The 23,756-nt window shown below is 47.5% G+C and carries 22 protein-coding genes; 21 read left to right on the forward strand and 1 reads right to left on the reverse strand.

The window, feature by feature from the left end; genetic code table 11:
* The first annotated feature begins 18 nt into the window (after window positions 1–18).
* Window positions 19–1,446 carry a metallophosphoesterase gene (locus tag RT269_RS05535; RefSeq protein ID WP_313181105.1) on the forward strand — a complete coding sequence of 476 codons (1,428 nt, stop codon included), beginning with the start codon at window positions 19–21 and terminating at the stop codon, window positions 1,444–1,446.
* A 61-nt stretch (window positions 1,447–1,507) separates the two neighbouring features.
* Window positions 1,508–2,221, forward strand: a complete 714-nt coding sequence (locus tag RT269_RS05540; protein ID WP_442913813.1) for an N-acetylmuramoyl-L-alanine amidase — start codon at window positions 1,508–1,510, stop codon at window positions 2,219–2,221.
* Between the two features lie 294 nt (window positions 2,222–2,515).
* Here the strand turns inward: RT269_RS05540 and RT269_RS05545 are convergent, their stop codons facing one another.
* Window positions 2,516–3,538 carry a LacI family DNA-binding transcriptional regulator gene (locus RT269_RS05545; RefSeq protein ID WP_313181107.1) on the reverse strand — a complete coding sequence of 341 codons (1,023 nt, stop codon included), beginning with the start codon at window positions 3,536–3,538 and terminating at the stop codon, window positions 2,516–2,518.
* A gap of 206 nt (window positions 3,539–3,744) precedes the next feature.
* On the opposite strand from RT269_RS05545, the gene RT269_RS05550 reads away from it, so the two are divergent.
* The 19 genes from RT269_RS05550 to RT269_RS05640 all read left to right on the forward strand — a co-directional run bounded on the left by RT269_RS05550 (window position 3,745) and on the right by RT269_RS05640 (window position 23,743).
* The gene (locus tag RT269_RS05550) at window positions 3,745–4,917 is read left to right on the forward strand and encodes a diphosphate--fructose-6-phosphate 1-phosphotransferase (RefSeq protein WP_313181108.1); all 1,173 of its coding nucleotides are present in this window, start codon (window positions 3,745–3,747) and stop codon (window positions 4,915–4,917) included.
* 37 nt (window positions 4,918–4,954) lie between these two features.
* Window positions 4,955–5,791 (forward strand): triose-phosphate isomerase family protein, encoded by an 837-nt coding sequence (locus RT269_RS05555; RefSeq protein ID WP_313181110.1) that lies wholly within the window; start codon window positions 4,955–4,957, stop codon window positions 5,789–5,791.
* Window positions 5,792–5,838: 47 nt separating this feature from the next.
* The gene (locus RT269_RS05560; RefSeq protein WP_313181112.1) at window positions 5,839–7,332 is read left to right on the forward strand and encodes a lactate racemase domain-containing protein; all 1,494 of its coding nucleotides are present in this window, start codon (window positions 5,839–5,841) and stop codon (window positions 7,330–7,332) included.
* A 12-nt stretch (window positions 7,333–7,344) separates the two neighbouring features.
* Window positions 7,345–8,166, forward strand: a complete 822-nt coding sequence (locus RT269_RS05565) for a glucosamine-6-phosphate isomerase (protein WP_313181114.1) — start codon at window positions 7,345–7,347, stop codon at window positions 8,164–8,166.
* A 15-nt stretch (window positions 8,167–8,181) separates the two neighbouring features.
* Entirely contained in the window at window positions 8,182–9,345 is a 1,164-nt protein-coding gene (locus RT269_RS05570) for a class II fructose-bisphosphate aldolase (protein ID WP_313181116.1), read from the forward strand.
* Between the two features lie 56 nt (window positions 9,346–9,401).
* Entirely contained in the window at window positions 9,402–10,664 is a 1,263-nt protein-coding gene (locus RT269_RS05575) for a glucose-6-phosphate isomerase (RefSeq protein ID WP_313181118.1), read from the forward strand.
* Window positions 10,665–10,751: 87 nt separating this feature from the next.
* Complete coding sequence (locus tag RT269_RS05580; RefSeq protein WP_313181119.1) at window positions 10,752–11,540, forward strand: ABC transporter permease; 789 nt, start codon at window positions 10,752–10,754, stop codon at window positions 11,538–11,540.
* Window positions 11,516–12,307, forward strand: a complete 792-nt coding sequence (locus RT269_RS05585) for an ABC transporter ATP-binding protein (protein ID WP_313181120.1) — start codon at window positions 11,516–11,518, stop codon at window positions 12,305–12,307. Before RT269_RS05580 ends, RT269_RS05585 begins: the two co-directional genes overlap by 25 nt.
* 13 nt (window positions 12,308–12,320) lie before the next feature.
* A complete protein-coding gene (locus tag RT269_RS05590; RefSeq protein ID WP_313181122.1) occupies window positions 12,321–13,415 on the forward strand; it encodes an ABC transporter substrate-binding protein in 1,095 nt (364 codons plus the stop codon).
* Window positions 13,416–13,504: 89 nt separating this feature from the next.
* Window positions 13,505–15,010, forward strand: a complete 1,506-nt coding sequence (locus RT269_RS05595; RefSeq protein WP_313181123.1) for a sensor histidine kinase — start codon at window positions 13,505–13,507, stop codon at window positions 15,008–15,010.
* Window positions 15,011–15,024: 14 nt separating this feature from the next.
* On the forward strand, window positions 15,025–15,708 hold the full coding sequence (locus RT269_RS05600) for a response regulator transcription factor (RefSeq protein ID WP_313181124.1): 684 nt from the start codon (window positions 15,025–15,027) through the stop codon (window positions 15,706–15,708).
* A 90-nt stretch (window positions 15,709–15,798) separates the two neighbouring features.
* Window positions 15,799–16,944 (forward strand): N-acetylglucosamine-6-phosphate deacetylase, encoded by a 1,146-nt coding sequence (gene nagA, locus RT269_RS05605; RefSeq protein WP_313181125.1) that lies wholly within the window; start codon window positions 15,799–15,801, stop codon window positions 16,942–16,944.
* A gap of 26 nt (window positions 16,945–16,970) precedes the next feature.
* Window positions 16,971–17,765, forward strand: coding sequence for a sulfite exporter TauE/SafE family protein (locus RT269_RS05610; RefSeq protein ID WP_313181127.1), 795 nt, complete (start codon window positions 16,971–16,973; stop codon window positions 17,763–17,765).
* Between the two features lie 72 nt (window positions 17,766–17,837).
* The gene (locus RT269_RS05615; RefSeq protein ID WP_313181129.1) at window positions 17,838–18,554 is read left to right on the forward strand and encodes a sulfite exporter TauE/SafE family protein; all 717 of its coding nucleotides are present in this window, start codon (window positions 17,838–17,840) and stop codon (window positions 18,552–18,554) included.
* 120 nt (window positions 18,555–18,674) lie between these two features.
* Window positions 18,675–20,039 carry an L-fucose/L-arabinose isomerase family protein gene (locus tag RT269_RS05620; protein ID WP_313181131.1) on the forward strand — a complete coding sequence of 455 codons (1,365 nt, stop codon included), beginning with the start codon at window positions 18,675–18,677 and terminating at the stop codon, window positions 20,037–20,039.
* Window positions 20,040–20,105: 66 nt separating this feature from the next.
* Complete coding sequence (locus RT269_RS05625) at window positions 20,106–21,116, forward strand: LacI family DNA-binding transcriptional regulator (RefSeq protein ID WP_313181132.1); 1,011 nt, start codon at window positions 20,106–20,108, stop codon at window positions 21,114–21,116.
* Between the two features lie 140 nt (window positions 21,117–21,256).
* Window positions 21,257–22,609: an ABC transporter substrate-binding protein gene (locus RT269_RS05630; protein WP_313181134.1), complete on the forward strand. Its 1,353-nt coding sequence runs from the start codon at window positions 21,257–21,259 to the stop codon at window positions 22,607–22,609.
* Between the two features lie 49 nt (window positions 22,610–22,658).
* Window positions 22,659–22,802: a hypothetical protein gene (locus tag RT269_RS05635; RefSeq protein ID WP_313181135.1), complete on the forward strand. Its 144-nt coding sequence runs from the start codon at window positions 22,659–22,661 to the stop codon at window positions 22,800–22,802.
* Window positions 22,803–22,819: 17 nt separating this feature from the next.
* Window positions 22,820–23,743 (forward strand): carbohydrate ABC transporter permease, encoded by a 924-nt coding sequence (locus tag RT269_RS05640; protein WP_313181137.1) that lies wholly within the window; start codon window positions 22,820–22,822, stop codon window positions 23,741–23,743.
* Window positions 23,744–23,756: the final 13 nt, after the last annotated feature.

A 23,756-nucleotide genomic window follows, 5' to 3' on the forward strand; every position in this document is an offset into this window, starting at 1 on the left:
AGACAGAAAGGTCAGGTTATGAGAAACAGGATCGTATTGGCAGCATTGCTGGGCGTGGCATGTATGCTGGCAGGCTGCTCGTTCAAAGGAACAGAGCCGGAAAGCACCAGCGCAGAGAGTACAGCTTTGCAGGAGACAGAAACAACGGGGACGGAACCGGCAACCATTGAAGAATTCCCCCAAACCTCGGAGGAACCGGCTTCACAGCCTCTTAAGGAAGCCTTTGAAAGTGGCTGCAAGATCATTGTCGCTACGGATATGCATTATTTAGCCAGGGACTTGACGGATTTTCAGAAGGGCTTTCAATACAGTATAGACCATGGTGACGGCAAGGTGATGCAATACATCTGGGAGATTACGGACGCTTTTGTGGAAGAGGTAAAGATGGAACGGCCCGATCTGGTAATCTTAAGCGGAGATTTGACCTATGAAGGCGAAAAGGAAAGCCATGAAGAATTTGCCGAAAAGCTTGGTAAAATTGAAGAAGCCGGAATTCCTGTAATCGTTATTCCTGGAAACCATGATATCAATAATTCAAAGGCAGCTCAATTTGTGGGAGATACCTTTTTGGGGGCGGAAAATGTAACTTCGGATGAATTCGAGGAGATTTACCAGGATTTCGGATACAATGAGGCGGTCAGCCGGGACCCTGCTTCCTTAAGCTATGTTTATCAGGTAAATGATTATACCAGAGCCTTAATGCTTGATACATGCCAGTATGAACCGAGAAATCTGGTTGGAGGAATGATTCGGGATGATACATATGACTGGATTGAGGAGCAGATGGAGGAAGCCTGGAATCTGGGGATGAATGTGATTCCGGTAGGCCACCATAATCTTCTTGATGAAAGTGAAGTATACTTACAGGACTGCACCATTGAACACAGTGAACAGCTTATTGACCAGCTGGAAAGCTGGGAGGTCCCCTTGTTTTTAAGCGGTCACCTTCATGTGCAGCACTATATGAGGTCCAGAAGCGACTCCGGGATCTATGAGATCGTGACCAGTTCCTTATCCACACCGCCTTGCCAGTATGGGATCTTATATTATGGAGACGACGGAAGCTTCCGCTATCATACAAAGCCGCTGGATATGAAGGAATGGGCAAAAAAGACGGGAAGCACTGATAAAAATCTTTTGAACTTCGATGAGTTTGGGAAAAAGTTTTTAAGCAAGGTATTTTACAATCAGGCCCAGGATGAGTTCAATAGGCTTGATACACTAAAGGGATTGACCAAATCTCAGAAGGAACAGATGGCAAAGGTCTATGCGGAGCTTAACGAAGCCTGTTATGCAGGAAACGTTACAGACATCCGGGATAAGGCCAAAGCCAAGGCCGGCTACAAGCTGTGGGAAGAGGAAGGGTATCCCAGCATCCTGGCTCAATATCTGGAGTGGATTACCAGCGATGGGACAAGAGACTATAATGTATTGAGCTCAGAATAACAGGAAAGTCGCAGGGAGCAGTTCTTTTTTATTTCACTAAAAGATATAATTCATTAAGAAGATGAATCAGGTAGAAAATGTGAAATTTAAGAAGTGGGAACCCCTCATGGCACTGGTTTTGCTGGTGCTGGTATATGTAATATCAAGTCAGGCTGGAAAGATGACGGCAGGGGTCAAGGCAAAGGCCGGAAAAGAAAGGCCAGTCGTCGTCATAGATGCGGGGCATGGAGGAAATGATCCGGGAAAGATCGGCGTTGACGGAACCCTGGAAAAGGATATAAATTTGCAGATAGCATACCGGTTAAAAAAGTATCTGGAAGCTTCTGATGTGAAAGTGGTTCTGACCAGAGAAGATGACAACGGATTGTATTCGGAAAGGGACAACAGAAAAAAGATGGCGGACATGAGCAAGCGCTGTGAGATCATCAATGATGTAAGTCCTTCACTTACCGTCAGCATCCACCAGAACAGCTATCATGAGGAAAACGTATACGGAGGACAGGTATTTTATTATAAAAAATCGGATAAGGGAAAAGAATTGGCTGAGATTTTACAGAGCCGGTTTGATTATGTGCTGGGCGAGAAAAATACCAGACTGGCAAAGCCCAATGATAACTACTATCTTCTTTTACATGTGCGGACCCCGATCGTAATCGTGGAATGCGGCTTTTTAACCAATTGGAAGGAATCAGCTCTTTTGAATACCTCGGATTACCAGGACCGGGTGGCCTGGACGATCCACATGGGGGTTATGGAATATTTAAATACGAAATAAGGAAAGTACAGGTAATCTTGTTAATCGAATGAAGTGAATTGAGAGAAATCCAAGAAAAACCGTCCGGTATCGGGCGGTTTTTCTTGTTTGACAAATATATAGAATTGACAAATAAAATATTTAACTAGACAGTCAGCAAGGGAGGTTAAGGCTCCCCGCCCTGGCAAATAGTTTTACTAAGAACAGCCGTCTGCTTTGTCAGGAGCAGGGCGGCTATTTCTTATGTGTATAATTCAGGATAGATACGGTTAACCCAGCAATCCCTATAATAATCATGAATTTTTCAATCGAATTTTACCGTTTGGGAGCTGCACAGCTGTCACGGACAGCAATGTAAAACGGCAGGTCAATTTTAACAGGAAGACGGTGGCCGCCTTCGATACGGTCGATCAGGATCTTTGCCGTCATCTGCCCCATCTCCTCTACCGGGATGTGGACCGTGGTGAGCATGGGAGTTAAGTACTGGGCCGTGTCAATATCATCAATGCTGATGACCGAGATATCCTCAGGGATGCGAAGTCCGGATTCGTGAAAGGCTTTCATGGCTCCGATGGCCGTGATATCGTTGCTGCAGAAATAAGCGGTAGCGTCGCAGCCTGCTTCTAAAAGGCGCTTGGCTCCCTGATATCCTCCCTCAGAGGAGAGGGCCACGTTGGCTAGATATTCTGTTCGCAGGGGAAGCCTGCCGGCCTTTAATCCTCCGCAGTATCCGGTATAGCGGTTTTCCGCTTTGGTTTCTCCGATGTATGCGATCTTCTTGTGCCCCAGGCCGGTTAAATAGCTGGTGGCAGCAAGGGCGGCCTGATGCCCGTCACAGATGATCTGATCGTATTTTGCCTCCAGATTGTTTAAACCCGTATAGGCCAGGCAGTTGAAATACTTTTTTAAAAGGCCGAGAAGCGGTTTATCACAGCGCCCCAAAATGACCATGCCGTCTACGTGGTTGTCGGTGATCAGCCGGAAAGTGCCGGGGTGGCTGATATCAAAAGAAGAAAAGGAATATTTTAATACATAGTTTCGTTTAAAGGCTTCCTGCTCGATGCTCCGGGCAAGGGAGGAGAAAAATAAGTCAGTTACCGTATCCGTGGTCCTTGCAAACAGGCAGGCGATGGAACGGGAGGAGGTCAAAGAAGCTTTATTTTCTCCAAGCTTTAAGCTGCGGGCTGTGGGATTGGGGGTGTATCCGGTCCGGCGGACGATTTCCCATATCCGGTCCTGGACTTCTTTGCTGGCGGCGCCGGGAATGTTTTTGTTAACGACTCTGGATACGGTGGAAATGGACACGCCGGCTTCTTCCGCTATTTCCTTTAATGTCATAGGCTACCTCCGGAAAAGAATTATATTTCATGTTATTATAAACCATGATCAGTGAAAACAGTATATCATAAAACCCAAACGTTTGGGTAAAATTTGCACAAATCCGGAGGAGAATATGGTACGCTGATAACATAAGGACGGAAGACCGGCGGGTTCCGTAGAGAAACAGTGAAATGTTTTTACGAAAAGGAGAGTGGATCAAACATATGAATGGCAATGTTCTGGTGGTACATGGAGGCGGTCCTACTGCGGTGATCAATTCATCTCTTTACGGCGTGATCAAAGAGGCCAGGGAAAGCAAAAAGGTTGATAAGGTATATGCTGCCTTGGGAGGCAGCGAAGGGATTTTAAAAGAGAATTTTCTGGATCTCATGGAGTTTCCGGAGGAAAGGCTGAAGCTTCTTTTGGAAACCCCTGCCACGGCCATCGGCTCCTCCAGGTACGCGCTGGAGAAGGAAGATTATGAGGCCATGCCGGCCATATTTGAGAAATATCACATCAGGTATGTACTTCTTAATGGAGGCAATGGAACCATGGATACCTGTGGAAAGATTCATGAAGCCTGCAAAAAATCAGGAGTTACGGTGGTTGGGATCCCAAAGACCATTGACAACGATATTGCAATTACCGATCACACCCCGGGATTTGGCAGTGCGGCAAGGTATATTGCGGCTACTACGGCGGAGGTTGGAATGGATGTAAAATCTTTGCCCATCCACGTATGCGTAATAGAGGCCATGGGAAGAAATGCAGGCTGGGTCACGGCAGCTTCAGCCCTTGCCCGTAAAAAACCGGGAGATGCACCTCATCTGATTTATCTGCCGGAGCGTCCGTTTAAGGAAGAGGAATTTTTAGCGGATGTGAAGAAGCTTTATGAAGAAAAGGGCGGTGTGGTCGTGGTTGCCAGCGAAGGCTTAAAGGGGGAAGACGGAAAACCGGTGGTACCTCCGATCTACAAGACCGGGCGGGCAACCTATTACGGAGATGTAAGCGCCTATCTTGCCAATCTGGTGATTCAGAAGCTGGATATTAAGGCCAGAAGCGAAAAGCCTGGAATCTGCGGCCGTTCTTCCATTGCATGGCAGTCCCCGGTCGACCGGGAGGAGGCCGTGCTTGCAGGACGGGAAGCCTTAAAAGCAGCCATGGAAGGACAGGGCGGAGTAATGATCGGTTTTATCCGGGAGGAAAGGACGGATGGAGAATACTGCATCCATATGGAAAGGATTCCCATTGAAAAGGTCATGCTCCATGAAAGAGTCATTCCGGAAAGCTTTATTAATGAGCGGGGAAACGACGTGACCAATGAGTTTGTAACATGGTGCCGTCCACTGATCGGCCCGGAACTGAGGGATTTCATAGACTTTCATGAAAATATATAAAATTAGTGAAATACAAATAAAAGGGAGGATAATGTAAATGAAGCATATTTTTTTAAATTTAAAGCGGTTTGATATTCCCCGGGAAAAGGGCGGCGTGAATTCCATAGCGCCTGTCAGGGAGTGGGGAAGCTATATTGTTTCAAACACCCAGGAAGCTTTAAAAAAGTATGAGAATGATGATGTGGAGTTTGCCATGTATTTTCCTGAAGCCCATTTGATCCAGGCGGCAGGAGCTTTGGAGGAAAACAGCCCGGTGAACATCGGCTGTCAGGGAGTGTTCCGTGAGGATACTGCAGCCGGGGGGAATTTTGGGGCCTTTACAACGAACCGCACGGCAAACGCGGCAAAAGCCATTGGCTGTACCACCACGATCATCGGACATTGTGAGGAACGAAGGGACAAGGCAGGGATTCTTTCAGAAGCGGGAGTAACCGATTCCCATGCGGTTAACCGCCTGTTGAATCAGGAGGTTTTACAGGCGCTTAAGGCCGGACTGTCCGTGCTTTACTGCATTGGGGAAACCGCAGAGGAGCAGCCACGCTGGCAGGAGGTATTAAAGGAGCAGCTTGAGACCGGATTATCTGGTGTGGACACTGGGGGAGTAGTCATCGCCTATGAGCCGGTATGGGCCATTGGACCGGGGAAAACACCGCCGGATCAGGAGTACATAGCCAGGACCGGCTCTTATATCAAAGAAGTCACAGGAGGTCTTCCCGTCGTCTACGGCGGTGGATTAAAGGCTGACAATGCACAGATGCTGGCTTCCATTCCTGTCATTGACGGAGGACTGATCGCCCTGACCAGATTTCAGGGGGAAATCGGCTTTTACCCTGAGGAATATTTAGAGATCATAGGAGCCTATTTAGGAAAATAGGGCCTGAGTTATTTTTAAACAAAATTGGAGAAAAGGAGACGTGTAAGATGAATGTAGCATTAGAGTATGGACAGGGAACTGTAAACGTCACATTGCCCGATACTGCGGATCTATTTATTCCGGGGGAGACAGTACCGGATCCGCCTTATATTCCGGAGGATCAGCTGGAGGAAAAGACCCTAGAATCCTTACGAAACCCCATGGGCATGGAGCCGCTTTCAAAACTGGCTCAAAAGGGCTCAAAAGTAACCATTGTATTTCCCGACCGGGTAAAGGGGGGAGAACAGCCCACCTCTCACAGGAAAATTTCCATAAAACTGATTTTAAAAGAATTGTATGATGCGGGCGTGGAAAAGAAGGACATCCTTTTGATCTGCTCCAACGGTCTCCACAGAAAGAATACGGAAAAGGAGATCAGGGCCGTGCTTGGGAATGAACTGTTCCATGAGTTCTGGTACACCCATCAGATCATCAACCACGACAGCGAGGATTACGATCATCTGGTGGATCTTGGGACAACAGAGCGGGGCGATCCGGTTCTGATGAATAAATACGTGTACGACAGTGATGTGGCGATCCTCATCGGGCACACCCAGGGAAACCCATACGGCGGCTATTCCGGCGGCTATAAGCATTGTTCCACGGGAATCACCCATTGGCGTTCCATTGCCTCCCACCACGTACCGGAGGTCATGCACCGGGCAGATTTCACTCCTGTAAGCGGAAAATCTCTTATGAGGACAAAGTTTGACGAGATCGGGCAGCATATGGAAAAATGCATGGGAAAGAAATTTTTCTGCTGTGATGCGGTTCTGGATACAAAGTCCCGCCAGATCGAGATCAACAGCGGGTATGCGGCTGTGATGCAGCCCCACTCCTGGATTACGGCTGATAAACGCACGTACGTGCCATGGGCAGAAAAGAAATACGATGTAATGATTTTTGGCATGCCCCAGTTTTTCCATTACGGGGATGGGATGGGGACTAACCCCATCATGTTGATGCAGGCCATTTCCGCCCAGGTGATCCGCCATAAGAGGATCATGAGCGATAACTGCGTCATCATTTTTACCTCCACCTGTAACGGATATTTCCATGACGAGCTTTGGCCGTATTTAAGAGAAATGTATGAGATGTTCCAGCATGACCAGATGAATACTCTGCCGGATATGAACCGTTACGGAGAGTATTTTGCCACCGATGAAGCGTATATCAGGAAATACCGCTACTGCAATGCCTTTCATCCCTTCCATGGTTTTTCCATGATCAGCTGCGCCCATGTTGCGGAGATGAATACCTCCGCCATTTACCTATGCGGAGCCCAGGATCCCGGGTTTGCCCGGGGCATGGGATTAAAGACCAGAGCTACGGTGGAAGAGGCCCTGGAAGATGCAAAGAAGAAATTTGTGGGAGCAAATCCAAACATCCTGGTGCTTCCCCAGACCTTTAAGTTAAGTGCCGTCCATCTGATGATGAAGGGGGAGACTCCTGGCGGAAAAGGGAATGAGGATTGCGGATGCATGGCTCATCATCATAAATAAGGGGGAATTCACATGAAGCATGAATATTACGGATACCATAAGGAAGCCCTTTTAAAGAATCCCAAGATGAAACTGATTTGTATGAAGGATAACAGTGAAGTGTTCCGTCAGATGGCGGAGCAGATGGCGGAAGAGATAAAAAGCCATAATGCCAGGGGAGAAAAGACCGTATTCATCTGCCCGGTAGGACCCGTTGGTCAGTATCCTTACTTTGTGGAAATGGTGAATGAGGAAAATATAAGCTTAAAGAATGTTTGGTTCATAAATATGGACGAATACCTGGATGAAGAAAAAAGGTGGATCTTAGCAGATCACCCCTTAAGCTTCCGGGGATTTATGGACAGAAACGTTTATTCCAAAATCAGGCCGGACCTGATAATGCCGGGGGAGCAGAGAATTTTCCCGGACCCGGACAACCTCTCTTATATTCCTGAGCTGATTGAACGGCTTGGAGGTGTGGACATGGTCTTTGGAGGAATCGGCATTAACGGCCATGTGGCGTTTAATGAGGCGGACGGCACCATGAGTGCAGAGGAATTTATGGCCCAGAAGACAAGGGTTTTAAAAATAAGCCCGGAAACAAGGGCGGCCAATGCCATCGGGGATTTTAACGGGGCGTTAGAGGATATGCCTTCTTACTGTGTCACAGTCGGAATCCATGAGATTGCACATGCGGGAAAAATCCGTTTGGGCTGTTTTCGAAACTGGCACAGAGCCGTGGTACGGAGGGCCGGATACGGTGAGCCGACCCCGGAATTCCCTGTAAGTCTTTTGCAGAACCATCCGGATATCACCCTTACGTTTACAGAATTTGTAGCTGCCTTAACCGATTGAATATAGGAGAAACAGATGAGCTTAATACCATTGAGACCTCTTATGGAGGCCTCCATAAAATATGGCTTTGGTCAGGGAGGCTTTAACGTGAATGCGGTCGCCCAGGCAAAAGCAGTAATCGAAGTACATGAAATGTTCCGCTCCCCTGCCATTTTGCAGGGGGCGGATCTGGCAAATGGATTCATGGGAGGACAAGTTGATTTTCTAAATTCAACCCTGGAAGATAAAAAGGCCGGGGCAAGAAATATAGGGAATGCGGTGAAAAAATACGGTATGGATTCTGATATTCCGATTGTTCTCCATTTGGATCACGGCAGAGACTTTGATTCCTGCGTGGCTGCCATTGAAGGCGGTTATACGTCCGTCATGATCGACGGTTCTTCCCTGCCTTTTAAAGAGAATATTGAGCTTACCAGGGAAGTGGTAAAGTATGCCCATGGCAGAGGAGTCAGCGTAGAAGGGGAACTGGGAGTGCTTGCCGGTGTGGAGGATCACGTATTTTCTGATTCTTCCACTTATACCAATCCCTTGGATGCTGTAAAATTCTTCCGGGAAACCGGCGTTGATGCCCTTGCGATATCCTATGGCACCATGCACGGGGCCTCTAAGGGAAAAGATGTAAAGCTGCGCAGGGAGATTGTTATAGCCATCAGGGAATGCATGAATCATCTGGGAATTTTCGGCGCTCTGGTTTCCCATGGCTCTTCCACCGTACCGAAATACATCGTAGATGAGATCAATGGCCTTGGAGGAAAGCTGTCAGGTACAGAAGGCATATCCATGGAACAGCTTACGGCTGCCATTGGAGCAGGAATCAATAAAATTAACGTGGATACGGATATCCGTCTAGCTGTTACCAGGAACATGAAGGAATTCTTTGAAAAGTATCCGGAAAAGAGGAGCAGCAAGACAATCGGAGCCATTTATGAGCGGCTGGAAACTATGAAGGAAGCTTTTGACCCCAGGGTATTCCTGCCTCCCATCATGGATACGGTGATGTACGGAACCATTCCCGATGAGGATGTAGCTGCCATTGTGGACTGCGTGGAGCAGGGAGCAAAGGAAGTGGTAGGAACCCTGATCGTAAAGTTCGGCTCCTACGGTAGGGCCCCGCTGGTTGAATGTGTGACCCTTGATGAAATGGCAGAGCGCTACAGAAAAATTGATAAATGGCTATAAAGAAAAGCCGGTTCAGAGAAAGATCTGGATCGGCCTTTTTGAAATGGAGGGAAGGCATGAACGTTAGAATAGATTTGAAAAAAACAGAAACATATTTTGGGGAAGAGGATTTTAATGCCAGCCGGGAAAAGGCAGGAGAGGCCATGAACATGCTGCTTACCATGGAGGACCATGATAAAGTTCTGGGCTGGGTTTCCCCGGCCATACCGGATGATGAACTGGAGGCAATAAAGGCGAAGGCTGAGGAGATCAAAAGAGAGGGGGACCTTTTTGTCCTTGTGGGAGTAGGGGGATCCAACCAGGCAGCCAGGGCTATGATAGAGGCCCTGGCAGACGGGAAGGGGCCGGAGATCCTCTATATGGGAAATACGCTGTCTCCTTATTCTGTCAGCAAAATGCTCAAGCGGATGGAGGGACGGAACGTCTATATCAATGTCATTGCCAAGAATTTTGAGACACTGGAGCCGGGAAGCCATTTCCGCATCCTGCGCCAGTGGATGAAGAAGAGGTATGACAGAGAGGAGATGGCAAAGCGGATCATTGTGACTGGTACGAAAGGTTCCCGGCTGGAGGAGATCGCAAAGGAAAACGGTTATCTGTTTCTTTCCTTTCCCTCATCTGTAGGAGGGCGGTACTCCGCATTTTCTCCGGTCTGCCTGTTGCCCATAGCGGCAGCAGGGCTTGATCCGGACAAGTATCTTGCCGGGATGAAGAGGGCCGCAAAGGATTGCCGGGTCAATCCATCTTCCAATCCTGCAGTACTTTACGGGGCTGCCAGAAACCTGTTATATGAGAGGGGATATGATATTGAGATGCTGGTATCCTTTGAACCACGGTATTCTTATCTGACAAAATGGTGGGTACAGCTTTTTGGAGAAAGTGAGGGAAAGGAGAAACGGGGGATATTTCCTTCCTCAGCAATTTATTCGGAGGACTTGCATTCCATCGGCCAATATATGCAGGAGGGAAGACGCAGCCTGATAGAGACCTTTGTCTCAGCAGAAAATCCAGGCGCAGAGGCGGTGATTGAGCCTGATCCGAATTTTGGGGATGGCTTTGACTATCTGAATGGCATGGATTTTGACCAGATGAACAAGGCGGCTGAGGAAGCCACCCTGAACGCCCATTGGAAGGGCGGGGTGCCCTGCATCCGTTTTTTAACAAAAGATGTTTCAGAGGAAACCTTTGGAGAACTGTTTTATTATTTTATGATGGCATGCGGGATCTCTGGTACCATGATGAATATAAACCCCTTTGACCAGGAAGGGGTGGAGGAATATAAGAGGAGCATGTTTGCCGCTCTGGGAAAAAAGGTATGATAAAAGATCCCCCTCCCCAGACCGCTTTTTTGGGTGTAAACTACAGATAATAAAGCATTCGAGAAAGACAGAGAGGGAAAGGGTAGCATGAGCAGTAAAAAAAAGAACAGTATGTTAAACCGCATTCCTGCAAAGCTATGGATGCTGATGTCCATCCTGGCAGCATTTCTGCTATGGATCTTCATAGCGTCTACAGATGCAGGCGGAATCATCTTTGCAAAGCCGTGGGAGGTAATATCCAAACTGGCAGGAAAGCTGCAGGACGGAACCTTGTGGCCCCATATTTATATCAGTCTGTTCCGGGTAATCGCAGGTTTTCTCTGCGGCTTCATCGCATCGATTCCCATTGCATTTCTTATGGGCTGGTACGCACCGTTTCGGAACCTGGTGGCTCCCTGGATCCAGTTTGTGAGAAATATTCCGCCCCTGGCCTATATTCCCCTTGTCATTGCGGGAGCAGGGGTGGGGGAAAAGGCAAAGATCATCGTAATATTTATCGCTTCTTTCCTCGTACTGGTGGTCACCATTTACCAGGGCGTCTGCAATGTGGATGTAACATTGATTAAGGCGGCAAAGGTACTTGGGGCTACAGACCGGGACATATTTTTTCAGGTAGTCATACCGGCTTCCACGCCCTTTATCCTGGTGGGGGCCAGGCTTGGGCTTTCCGCTTCTTTAACCACCCTGGTGGCGGCAGAGCTGACGGGAGCGTCTAAGGGGCTTGGAATGATGATCCAAAAGGCACAGGGCTATTACGATATGGCGACCGTACTTATGGGAATCCTGATTATCGGCGTGATTGGCCTTGCCTTTGAACAGATTGTACGATACTTGGAAAGGAAGTTGACCGGATGGCAGGAGACAATGCAGCAGTAAAAGTAAAAATCGATCATGTGGTAAAAACATATAATACCCGCAAGGGAGAGATGACCGCCTTAAACGGAGTCAGCCTTGACATAAAAGAGAATGAGTTTATCTGTGTGGTAGGCCCATCGGGCTGCGGAAAATCAACGCTGCTCAATATCATCGCCGGACTTTTGGAGACTACCACAGGGAGCGTATACGTGGATGGCAAAGTGGTGGAGGGCCCGGGACCGGAGCGGGGGGTAGTGTTCCAGCAGTACGCCTTGTTTCCATGGCTCACGGTACTTAAAAATGTGGAATTCGGCTTAAAGCTAAAAGGGATAAAAGGGGTGCAGGCCAGGGAAGAAGCCATGAAATATTTAAGAATGGTGGATTTAGAACCTTTCGCGGGCGCTTATCCAAAGGAACTGTCCGGCGGAATGAAACAGAGGGTTGCCATAGCCAGAGCCTATGCGGTAAATCCTCAGGTGCTTCTCATGGATGAACCTTTTGGAGCTCTGGATGCCCAGACCAGGACCCAGCTTCAGTCAGAGCTTTTAGCTACCTGGCAGAAAGAGCGTAAAACCTGCTTTTTCATTACTCATGACGTGGACGAGGCCATTATTCTGGCTCAAAAGGTTATCATTATGAGCGCCAGGCCAGGGCGGATTAAAGAGATCGTAGAGATCGGGATTCCATATCCCAGAACCCAGGAAACAAAGATGACACCGGAATTTTTAGAATTAAAAAGTTATATATGGTCCCAGGTGTATCAGGAATATTTAGAGATCAGGAAATAAGGAGGAGAAAGGAATGAAAAAAAGAATTTCGTTACTTATGGGGATGGTAATGACGGCAGCGGCTTTGACCGCATGTACGGGCGGAGCGAAGACGCCTGCAACTACGGCGGCGCAGACAAAAGCAGAAGACACGAAAGCAGAGGAAACAAAGGCAGAAGAAACCAAGGCAGAGGAAACAAAAGCTCAGGATATCATAAAGCTCCGGATCGCCTATATGCCCAATATGGGAAGCGCTTCTCTGGCTGTTACGGCAAGGGAAAAAGGCTATTTTAAGGAAATGGGTCTGGAAGTGGAGATGGTGGAATTTCAGGGAGGTCCAGCCGAAATTGCAGCCATGGCTTCCGGTGATATTGATATTTCCCAGATCGGACACGGGGCCCATGCTCTTTGTGCATCAGGGGAAGCGGTGATCTTCCAGATCGACTGCACCAGCTTAGCCGATGCTGTCATCGGCAACAAGTCAAAAGGGATCAATTCCATTGAAGATCTAAAGGGAAAAAAGGTTGCCGTTACCAGCGGTACATCTGCAGAGATCATTCTGAACCTGGCTCTTAAATCCAAGGGAATGACGACAGATGATGTGGAGCTGGTGGAAATGGATGCCAACGGTACCGTATCAGCAGTCATCAGCGGTAATGTGGATGCATGTGCCACCTGGTCACCGGGAACCGGAACCATCATGAAAGCTCTTGGAGACAATGGAATCATGTTAGCCAATAATCAGGATTATTTAGATCAGGTCACATTTCCTTCCAGCTTTATCACCACCCAGAAATATGCCGATTCCAACCATGATGTTCTGGTGCGCTTTGCCAGGGCTCTTCAAAAAGCCGGGGATTACCGGGCGGAGAACATCGATGAAGTCGCAAAGCTGGTAGCAAAACAGTGTGAGGTTGATGAAGCCACCATGCTGGCAACTACGGAAGAAGGAAACTGGCTGACCGGAGAATTTGTGGGAAAAGCCCTGGAGGACGGAACCATCAAATCCTATTATGAGAACCAGCAGAAGGTGTTCTTAGACGCAGGCCGTCTGGAGAAGCCGGTAGATGTAAACAATTATGTTCTCTTTGATATCATGCAGGAAGCATATGATGAAAACCACAAATAATTAGTAATTTTAAATGGAGGTATCCGGGAATAACGGGACACCTCCATTTGTGGCGCACTGGGATCTTAAAATGATTCAGGAGGAAAGCTATGCTGTTTGTTGTATTGTTCTTTATTTTATCCTCCTCTATTGCGATTTTTTTCCTTAGAAGAGATAAACAGACAAAGCTCATGCTGGGGCTTTGCGTCAGCTTTGTCTGCATGTTTATCGGGATTATCATTTATCTGTCAAAGACAGGCGGGCTGCAGACCGGGCAGAAGTTCTTCTTATTTTTTGATTTAAGGATCCAAAGAAAATTGTCTTATATGATATTTCCATTAAGGAAGCTGGGATACATGATCGCTATGGGTAGAACCCTGTTTCCGGGATTTCTGCTTATGCTTGCCTTTGATTATTCCATGATTCCCTGGATCCTGCGTAGTAAATCCAGGCATATCCTGATTATGGCACTGCCCTGTATGACACTGATTCTCTATTATCCCTCCCTGTTTTTAGGGCTTGCAAAAACAGGAAAATGGCTGCAGTTTCTGGTTATTAATTTCACAATTTTGTGGATCGCCTGTTATCTGGCGGCGGCTTTATGGCTTCTGCTTCATGAATACAAAAGCATTACCATTCCTTACTGCAAAAGACAGTTTCGCTACATTATGGTGTTTCTGATCTGTATGGGAATTATGTACTGTTTTTATTTCCGCCAGGATCCCATTCAGGTATATCAGATGTATTCCGCAGAGTATATGCGTTATGGGGGGCTTCTTTATTCTTCATCGGCAAGCGGAGCCGTCAGCCGGTGGATGGTACTGTCTGTGTTTACCACGCTGTTTGGAATTCTGGGGTTCTTAAGCCTTAAATCCTATACGGTTATGGAACATGAGGAGACCAGGGGAGATGTCATTATCCAAAAGAAAATGGATATGGCAAGCAAAGGCCTTTCCGTGTTTGTCCATGGTATGAAGAATCAGCTATTGTCCAACCGGGTCATCCAGGAAAGGATCAGTGAGGAACTTAAAAAAGCCGATCCTGATAAGGAGAAGCTTCTGGAATATTCCCATATGCTTGAAACCATCAATCAGAATATGATTATCCGGATGGAAGAATTATATAGGAGCATTAAATCCAATTACATGACTTTGGTACCTACGGAAGCTTCAGAAGTGGTCCGTAAGGTTCTGGACCGGTTTCATGAAAAATATCCGGATGTAGCGGTGGAAACGGAGATAGAAGCCAGAACATTGATCCTGGCGGACGCTGTTCATTTAAGCGAAGCCCTGTATAACCTGGCGATCAATGGCTATGAAAGCATTCTGGAATCCGGCAGGCAGGAAAAGCACTTAAGCATAAAGGCATACCATGAACGGCTTTATGTGACCATTGAAATCCAGGATAATGGAAGGGGCATGTCCAGACAGGTACAGAAAAAAATATTTGACCCGTTCTATACCAGCAAGAATACCAATAATAATTGGGGACTTGGGCTATATTATGTGAGACAGATCATAAAATACCATTTTGGAATGCTGAAGTTAGAAAGTACGGAGGGAGAGGGAACCACCTTTTTTGTTGCGATACCGAAGTGTAAAAACCAGGATGAATAAGGAAGGGGAATAAGATGATAAAGGTGCTGATTGCAGAGGATTTTACCATACTTTGTGATGATTTAAAAAAGCAGCTGGAAAGGGATGAAGAGATAAAGGTAATAGGCTGCGCCTCCACAGGAAAGGAAATCGTGGAAATGGCCCTTATAATGGATGCAGATGTGATCTTGATGGACATTGAGATGGAATCCAGGAATGCCGGGATTCTGGCGGCCGAGCGCATCCGGGATATAAAGCATGACCAGAAGATCATCTATCTGACCGTTCACGAGACCGAGGACATCATCATTACTGCTATGGGAACCGGGGCTGTGGATTATGTTGTGAAAGGCGGAGCAATAGAAAATCTGATGGAACATGTTAAAAATGCCCACATGGGAAAACCGGTGATGGAAGCAAGAATACAGAAAACCATTATGAATGAATACAAAAGGCTGCAGCGTTCGGAACGGAGCCTGTTATACTTCATTAATAATGTTTCCCAGCTGACTGCCGCAGAGCGGGAGCTGGTGAAGCTTCTTTTGGAGGACCGGAAAATAAAGGAAATTGCAGGGATCCGCTGTGTGGAAGTCATAACCGTCAAGACCCAGATAAAAAGCCTTTTAAGAAAATTCGGCTGCAGCAGGTCAAAGGAGATCGTCTCCATCATCAGGGAATTAAATTTGTCCCATTTATTTGAGGAGCAAACGTTTGGTTAAATAAAATGGAATCTTTTGTCGAATTATGATATGATAGAAGCATATCGTATGAAAAAGCGGCGGTCTGAAGAATGAGAAAGGGGAATTTTTATGAAAACGCTATTCAGAAACGGGCGGTTTTATGTAAACGGAAGCTTTATTTTGGGGGATTTGCTGGCAGAGGATGGATTCATACGGGAGATAGCAGAAGTTCACAACGGGGATGCAGCCGTTGTTTATGATATGGAAGGAAAGCTGGTGGTTCCGGGATTTATCGATATACATACCCACGGAGCTGCAGGAGTTGATGTGAACAAGGCAACAGCGGAGGATTATGAAACAATCTGCCGCTTTTTTGCCGCCCAGGGGACAACGGCCTGGCTGGGGTCGGTGCTAACGGATACAAAGGAGCAGACCCTTTGGTGCATAGAAGAGTATAAAAAATGGAAAACCAGAGAGCATCAGGGAGCAAAACTTTTAGGAATCCACTTAGAAGGCCCCTTTCTGTCACCGGAATATAAAGGAGCTATGCCAGAGCACCTGCTTCGGAAGGGGGATTTGGAGCTCATTAAGGAATATCAGAAAGCGGCAGAGGGTGATGTTAAATATATCACATTGTCACCTGAAATTGAGGGCAATATTCTCATGATCCCCAAATTAAAGAAGCTTGGAATCCAGGTTGCCATCGGCCATTCCGGAGCTGATTACGATACAGCGTGTGCGGCCATTGAGGCGGGAGCCAGAGGCGCCACCCACACGGGAAATGCCATGAAGCTTCTGCACCAGCATTTTCCGGCGATCTGGGGCGCTGTGCTGGAGTCTGACCAGGTTTTTTGTGAAATCATCTGTGACGGACGTCATCTCCATCCCGGAACGGTCCGGCTGATTATCAAGACCAAGGGACTGGACCAGGTGGTTGCTGTGACGGATTCCATTATGGCAGCAGGGCTTCCGGATGGGAAATATAAGCTGGGAGTAAATGATGTTATTGTGGAAAACGGAGATGCCAGACTGGCTTTCGGAGGAAGCCGGGCAGGAAGCACTTTGACCATGGGAGCCGCATTAAAGAATCTCCTGGAATATACGGGAAAGCCACTTACGGAAGTACTCCGGCTTCTTACGGAAAATCCCGCAAGGCTGATCGGCGTTTATGACAGGATGGGTTCCATTGAGGCGGGAAAAGAAGCGAACCTGGTGGTGCTTGATGAAGCATACAATGTTCTTAAGACTTATGTACATGGAAGAGAATGCCGCTGACACCGGCGAGGAAGGATTTTGATAAAATGAGCGGTTATATGTATGGATTGTTTCTATTGATCAGTTTTGGCGCATCCATTGCAGGCGCCATCTGCGGAATTGGCGGAGGCGTTATCATTAAGCCCACATTGGATGCATTTGGGGTGTTAAGCGTATCTGCCATAAGCTTTCTGTCAGGTTGTACGGTGCTTGCAATGACCTGTTATTCTGTAATCAAAGGGAAAATGAGCGGAGAGTCCCTGGTGGATATGAAGACAGGGACGCCTCTTGCCATAGGGGCGGCCATTGGGGGAGTCGTGGGAAAATCCATGTTCCAGGCAGTTTCTTCCCTGTTTGCAGACAAGGACATGGTGGGGGCTGTTCAGGCGGCCTGTCTCCTGGTGATCACTCTGGGAACGCTGATCTATACGGTTAAAAAGGACAAGATCCATACTCATCATGTGACCCATCCGTTGATTTGCGTGCTGATCGGACTGGTGCTTGGGATCCTTTCTTCCTTTTTGGGAATTGGAGGGGGCCCCATCAATCTGGTGATGCTGTTTTTCTTCTTTTCCATGGATACGAAGGCAGCCGCCCAGAATTCTCTGTACATCATCCTGTTTTCCCAGATCACAGGACTTTTGAATTCCATGGTAACAGGAACGGTCCCGGAATTCTCCATCTGGCTTTTGGTCCTCATGGTGATAGGAGGGATCTTAGGCGGGATGAGCGGCCGGGTGATCAATAAAAGGATTGACGAGAAGGTAGTGGACAAGCTGTTCCTGTTTTTGATGATAGTCATTATTGGAATTAATATATATAATATTTATCAGTTTATGTAAACCGTCAGGGCTGTTGCGGATACGGTTCCCTTCAGCTCTTTTTGTTGCACGGAATCAGGAAAGGAGACTTTGATGATAGGAATACTGGTTGTGGCTTTTTCCGCTCTTCTTGGAGGTCTTGTCCAGGCGGTAACAGGCTTTGGAGGTGCGATCATCATTATGATTTTTCTTCCCCTCATCCTGTCCATGAATGCGGCTCCGGCTTTAAGTGATGTGATTACCATGATCCTGTCCTTTTCTATGTTCTGGCGGTACCGGAAGTCGGTAAGGATAAAGCCGATTCTACTTCCGGCAGGGATCTATCTGGCGGCAAGTACCATTGTCATTCACTGGTCCGCTTATTTTGATGCCGGTAAGCGAAAAGGGATTTTTGGCCTGTTTCTCATAGGGCTGGCTGTTTACTTTTTCTTTTTTTCAGGGAAAGCCAGAGTAAAGCCGTCACTGTCAATGGGAGCGGCCTGCGGGCTGGCGGCCGGCATATGCGGCGGCTTTTTTGGGATCAGCGGTCCGCCTATGAGCCTTTATTATCTGGCTGTCCTGGATTCCAAAGAGGAGTATCTGGGGACATTAAATGCATTTTTTTCCATTACCGTGGTTTTTAACATCATCGCCAGGATCTCCAATGGATTCCTGACCGCGGATCTGGTTCCTTATATGGCAATTGGGATTGCGGCGATATTGGCAGGAAGTGTCTGGGGCAGCAAACTGGTGGCGGGGATCGACCGAAAGACTATGAGCATGTGCGTATATGGGCTCATGGCAATCGCCGGGATCGTTGCACTGCTGTAGAAATTATAAAAAAGAGGAGGGGGATATTGACAAAATAAATAGAATGTGGTACATATGTATTATACACACGAGTTGATATTAAAAAATATTGTGCAATATTTTTTGTATTGGAGGGAAATGATGAAAACAAAACTGAATATTGGGTTTGTTACTACCTATTCGGGCAGGTGGCCCAAGGAGGTTCCGGAACAGAGAAACCGGGAATATGGGGACTGGCTGGCTGAACATCTTCCGATGGCCCGGATCGTGAGGGCTTCCATCCTGGGCAGCAGCCGGGAGGCGGTAGAACAGGTGACAAGGGAGTTTAAGGAACAGGACGTTGATGTGATCGTTCTGGTCTATGGTGCGTTTACAGGAGATGACGTGCCTTCTTATCTGGCGGAGATGGTAAGAGTGCCCCTTATCTTATGGGCGCCCTATGAAATACCTTTTGAAAAGGATGACAGGCTTTATTCCAATGCACTTTGTTCCATGACAATGAATGCGGCTGCCATCAGAAAGCTTGGGGCAACCTATCATACCGTATACGGAAGCCTGGAGGATGAAAGGGCGGCGGAAAAGGTGAAAAACCTGGCTCTGGCCTACGGCGTGGTCAAGGCGTTACGGCATACCAACCTGGGGCTTTTTGGATACCGTCCCACAGCTTTTTACAACTGCAGTTTTGATGAAAGCCTGATCCGCAGGACCTTTGGGGTAAAGATCGAAGAAACTGATTTAAAGGTGATCTTTGACCGGATGGCAGAGTTATCCGGAGAAGATTGGAAGGCTGACATGGAAAAGGTGTCCTCTGAATATGACGTGGCGCAGCTTCCTGAGGGACATTTGGAGAACCATTCCAGACTGTATCTGGCTCTTAAAGAGGTGATGAGAGAGCAGAAGTATGATTTTGCAACCATCAAATGCTGGCCTGAAATGGGAAATCTCCATACAACGCCCTGTGCAGTCCTTGGACGCCTGGCTGATGAGGGAATTAACATCGGCTGTGAAGGGGATGTGGATGCAGAGCTGGCCCAGATGACGGAATACTATCTTACGGGGAAGCCAAGCTTTATTACAGACTTAATCAATATCGATGAAGAGGAAAACGTGATCACCTTCTGGCATTGCGGAAATCCTGCTCCATCCTTGTGCAATAAAGATTATAAAGTTCAGCTTAGAAATCATCCTCTGGCCGGCCAGGGCACCGCATTTTATGGGGCTTTAAAGCCTGGGAAAGTGACCATTGCAAGATTCTGCAACATAGACGGAGGCTACAAGCTGTTCCTTATGGGAGGAGAGGCACTGCCAATGGACCGGTATACAAAGGGAGCCATGGCTAACGTAAGAGTGAAACACCCTGTGAGGGAAGTGATAGAAGGGATCATAGCAGAGGGAATCCCTCACCATTACAGCATCGTATGGGAGGATGTGGCGGAAGCCATGAAGCAGGTATGCGGGCTGCTTGGAATCCCTGTTATTGAGATGCAGCCTGGAAATAACCGTTGACACCATTTGGACCAGACGGGTATAATGAAAAATATACATACGAGTTTATGGTGAGGAGACAGGATTATGAGTCAGAACGGCGAACGGGTGACAAGGTCGGATGTGGCAAAGGCTGCAGGAGTCAGCGAGACAATCGTATCCTATGTAGTCAATAACAATCGCTATGTGGCAAAGGAAAAGAGGCAGAGGGTGGAGGAGGCCATTGCAGCCCTTCATTACAGGCCCAATAACGTCGCACGGGCTTTGAAGGGAAAGCGCAGCAACCAGCTTCTCTTTATTGCAGATCAGATCACCAACGAATATTTCAGCCGGATCGTCAGCGAGATGGACAAATACGCCTATGAGGCCGGATTCCTGATTTCACTGTGTGCCAACCGGAATACGCCGGAATTTGTTTCCCAGGTGATCAGCCGGCAGTATGACGGCATCATCATCAGCTCCATCAGTTTTCCCATGGAATATGTGGAGTCCTTCAGCAAGGCGGGAATACCCGTACTGCTGTTTGAGCACAGGACCCATGGCGAACTTCCTGAGAATGTGGCTACCCTTGCTTCCGGCCTGTATCCGGGAGCCAGAATGGCGGTCAGCCATTTAGTCGGCAGAGGGAGGAAGCATATCATATATATTGACCGCATCAGCAAAAAAGGAAATGTAAGCGGACCTACGGACTTACGGCTTAGCGGATACCTTGACGAGATGAGAGAGAACGGGCTTTATGCCGGTGAAGATACGGTCATTGCAGGCTGTCATTCAGAAGAGGAACTGGCAGAGGAAGTTGTTAAATATTTAAAGGAACATAAGGAAACAGACGGAATCGTGGGGCGGAATGATATGGTGGCCTGCATCGCCATGTACGCGGCTGTTGGCTGGGGAAAGAGAGTGCCTCAGGATATGGGCGTGGTGGGTTTTGACAATTCCAGCATCAGCATGTTTTGTTTTCCAAGGCTTACGACCCTGGAGATGCAGCGGGAGGCTATAAGCAGGACCGCCATTGATATGATGGTACAAATGATCGGCGGAAAGCATCCGGAGAATGGGAAATTTGAAACAAAGCTGATTGTAAGAGAAAGCACGTAATGGTTTTATTCTGGAGGAAAAACACAGGTTTTTCCGGATGATATACACACGAGTGTATAACGGAATATGGGGATGATATTGTCCCGAAAAATCTGGTTTTAATAAAACAAGCGGAATCTTAAAGAAAGAGAGGGTATTTTATGAAAAAAAGAAGATTAGCAGCGCTGGCACTTGTTAGTCTCATGGCGCTCACAACCGGCTGCACCGGTGGGGGAAAGACTGAGACGGGGACAACCGGAGGGGAGCCGAAGACAGAGGCGGAGGCAAAGACAGAGGAGAAAGCCCAGGGTTTAAGAAGCACGGAGCCCATCACCTTAAAGATTGCCAATTATGCGGTTCTGGAAAAGGGGTATGATGAGTTTTGGAAAAGCACGAAGGAAGGCTTTGAGGCCAGGTATCCCAATGTAACGATTGAATGGGTCACCGCTCCATACGGTGAAATCTTAAACCAGGTCATCAACATGGCAGGAGGCGGAGACCGGGTAGATTGTGTTTTCAGTGAGATGATCTGGATCCCTGCCTTAGTAGATGCAGGTCTTGCGGCTCCTATGAAGGATGTCTTGGATGAAGACTTTTTAAAGGATTACTATCCCAATATTCTGGAGGCTCATAAGGTTGACGGAGAAGTTTACGGAGCGCCGCTTTACGTATCTCCTTCCCTATTGTTCTATAACAAGAACCTGTTTGAAAAGGCCGGCCTTGATCCCAGCAAGCCTCCAAAGACTTATGAAGAAATGCTTTCCATGGCGGAAAAGCTGTCTGGGCTTACTACGGACGATGGAAATAAAGTGTATGCATTCGGCCAGCCCACTGCATCGGTGATTGTCATCGGGTCTTCCATTCAGGCCTTTGCCGCAAACTTCGGGGGGTATGTATTAGACGAAAACGGGAAGCTGAATGTGGAAAATGAAGGCTTAAAGGATTCTCTTAAGATGTTAAAGCTTCTTGATGAAAAGGGCTATAACCCTCAGAACGCCAAGCCAAAGGACTTAAGAAACTTATTTGCCCTGGGGCAGCTCGCCATGTATTATGACAATTCATGGGGCTTTAACGGAGCCAAATCCATCAACCCGGATGTGGTGAATTTTGCGGCAGCAGCAGAGCCCTTAAAGGGCGGTAACGGGGATGGAGCCTCCAATCTCCAGTCTCATTGCTTTGTGGCGGTTGACAACGGACCGGAGCGCGTGGAAGCGGTGAAGAACTTTATCCAGTATGTGGTTACACCGGAGGTTTTAAATGATTACATTGCCAATATTGCCCCAGCACTTCCTGCAAAAGATGCCATGAAGGACATGGAAGCCGTAAAGAACAGCCCGATATTAAACGGCGCAGGAAATTCCGTGGAAAAGGCGGAGCCGGTGCTGATGTTCCCTTCCTTATCTGAATTTAACTTAGAGCTGTGTGCATTGGCCCAGGCGGTAACGGTTGGAGGAGAAGACGTTGATACTGCTCTTAAGAATTTCCAGAATACGGTACAGCCCCTGCTTCCATAAGGCGCAGACAGTTATTTGACTTAAGCAAATTAAGGAAGTGATCGGCAGGATGAAAAAAAAGATGGAGCTTTGGTTTCTTCAGTATGCCGATCCAAGAGTTGACGGTTCAAGGGAGCCGGTCATGGGCGGGGGACAGAGCTGTATGGCCGGAGTATTGGGACCTGGAATCAATGTTTACGGAGAGAATAAATAGAAAGTGGGGAAAGAACCTTGAAGGAGAAGGCAATTAAGAGGTCGTATTTTAAGGCTCAGACAGGAGATCGGGTATTCGCATTTGCATTGCTGCTTCCGGCAATTATTACAACCGTATCGTTTATATTGATTCCGGTGGCGGATTCCATATACAGAAGCTTTTTCGATTATAAGGTAAAAAATATCATCTCGGGAAAACCAGGAATATGGAATGATTTTGCCAACTACACAAAGCTTTTTTCCAATGGAAAGCTGCTTCCTTCCATAACAAACACCCTGGTATTTGTGTTCGGTGTGGTTACAGTACAGTTTATTCTGGGAATGGCCCTGGCCCTGATTTTAAACAGCGACATAAGGTTTTCCCGGTTTATAAGAAGCATTATGATGGTCCCCTGGGTGGTGCCGACCCTGATTTCAGGACTTATATGGCTGTGGCTGTTCCAGCCGCAGTACGGTCTGGTTAAATATTTCGTGGGAATATTGACCGGAGGCAGGGTGACGGAATTTGCCGTTTTGAATAATCCGGCTACGGCCATGTTTGGCGTTTCCACAGCCGCTTTGTGGAAACAGATCCCTCTTGCAGCTCTGCTCCTTTTAGCTGGTCTTGCCAATGTGCCTGAGGATATTTTAGAGGCGGCTAAAATTGACGGGGCTAATGGGGTTCAGAGATTTTTTAACATTGTCCTGCCTTATATGAAGAGCGTGATCAAGGTCACGGTTTCCATGTCCATTATTGAGAACTTCAAGCAGTTCCCCTTATTCTGGACCATGACAGGAGGCGGACCGAACAACTCCACCACTACCATGGCCATATTAAGCTACCGGGAAGCTTTTGTATCCAATAATTTTGGCTCCGGAGCGGCTGTTACTACGGTATGGATGCTTTTGATGATCGTGGTCGTATTTGTTTATAACCGCATGTTTCAAGCGGATGATATGTAAGGAGGAGGCTGAA

The sequence above is a fragment of the Lacrimispora sp. genome, from assembly GCF_032078915.1.
Classification (GTDB): Bacteria; Bacillota; Clostridia; order Lachnospirales; family Lachnospiraceae; genus Lacrimispora.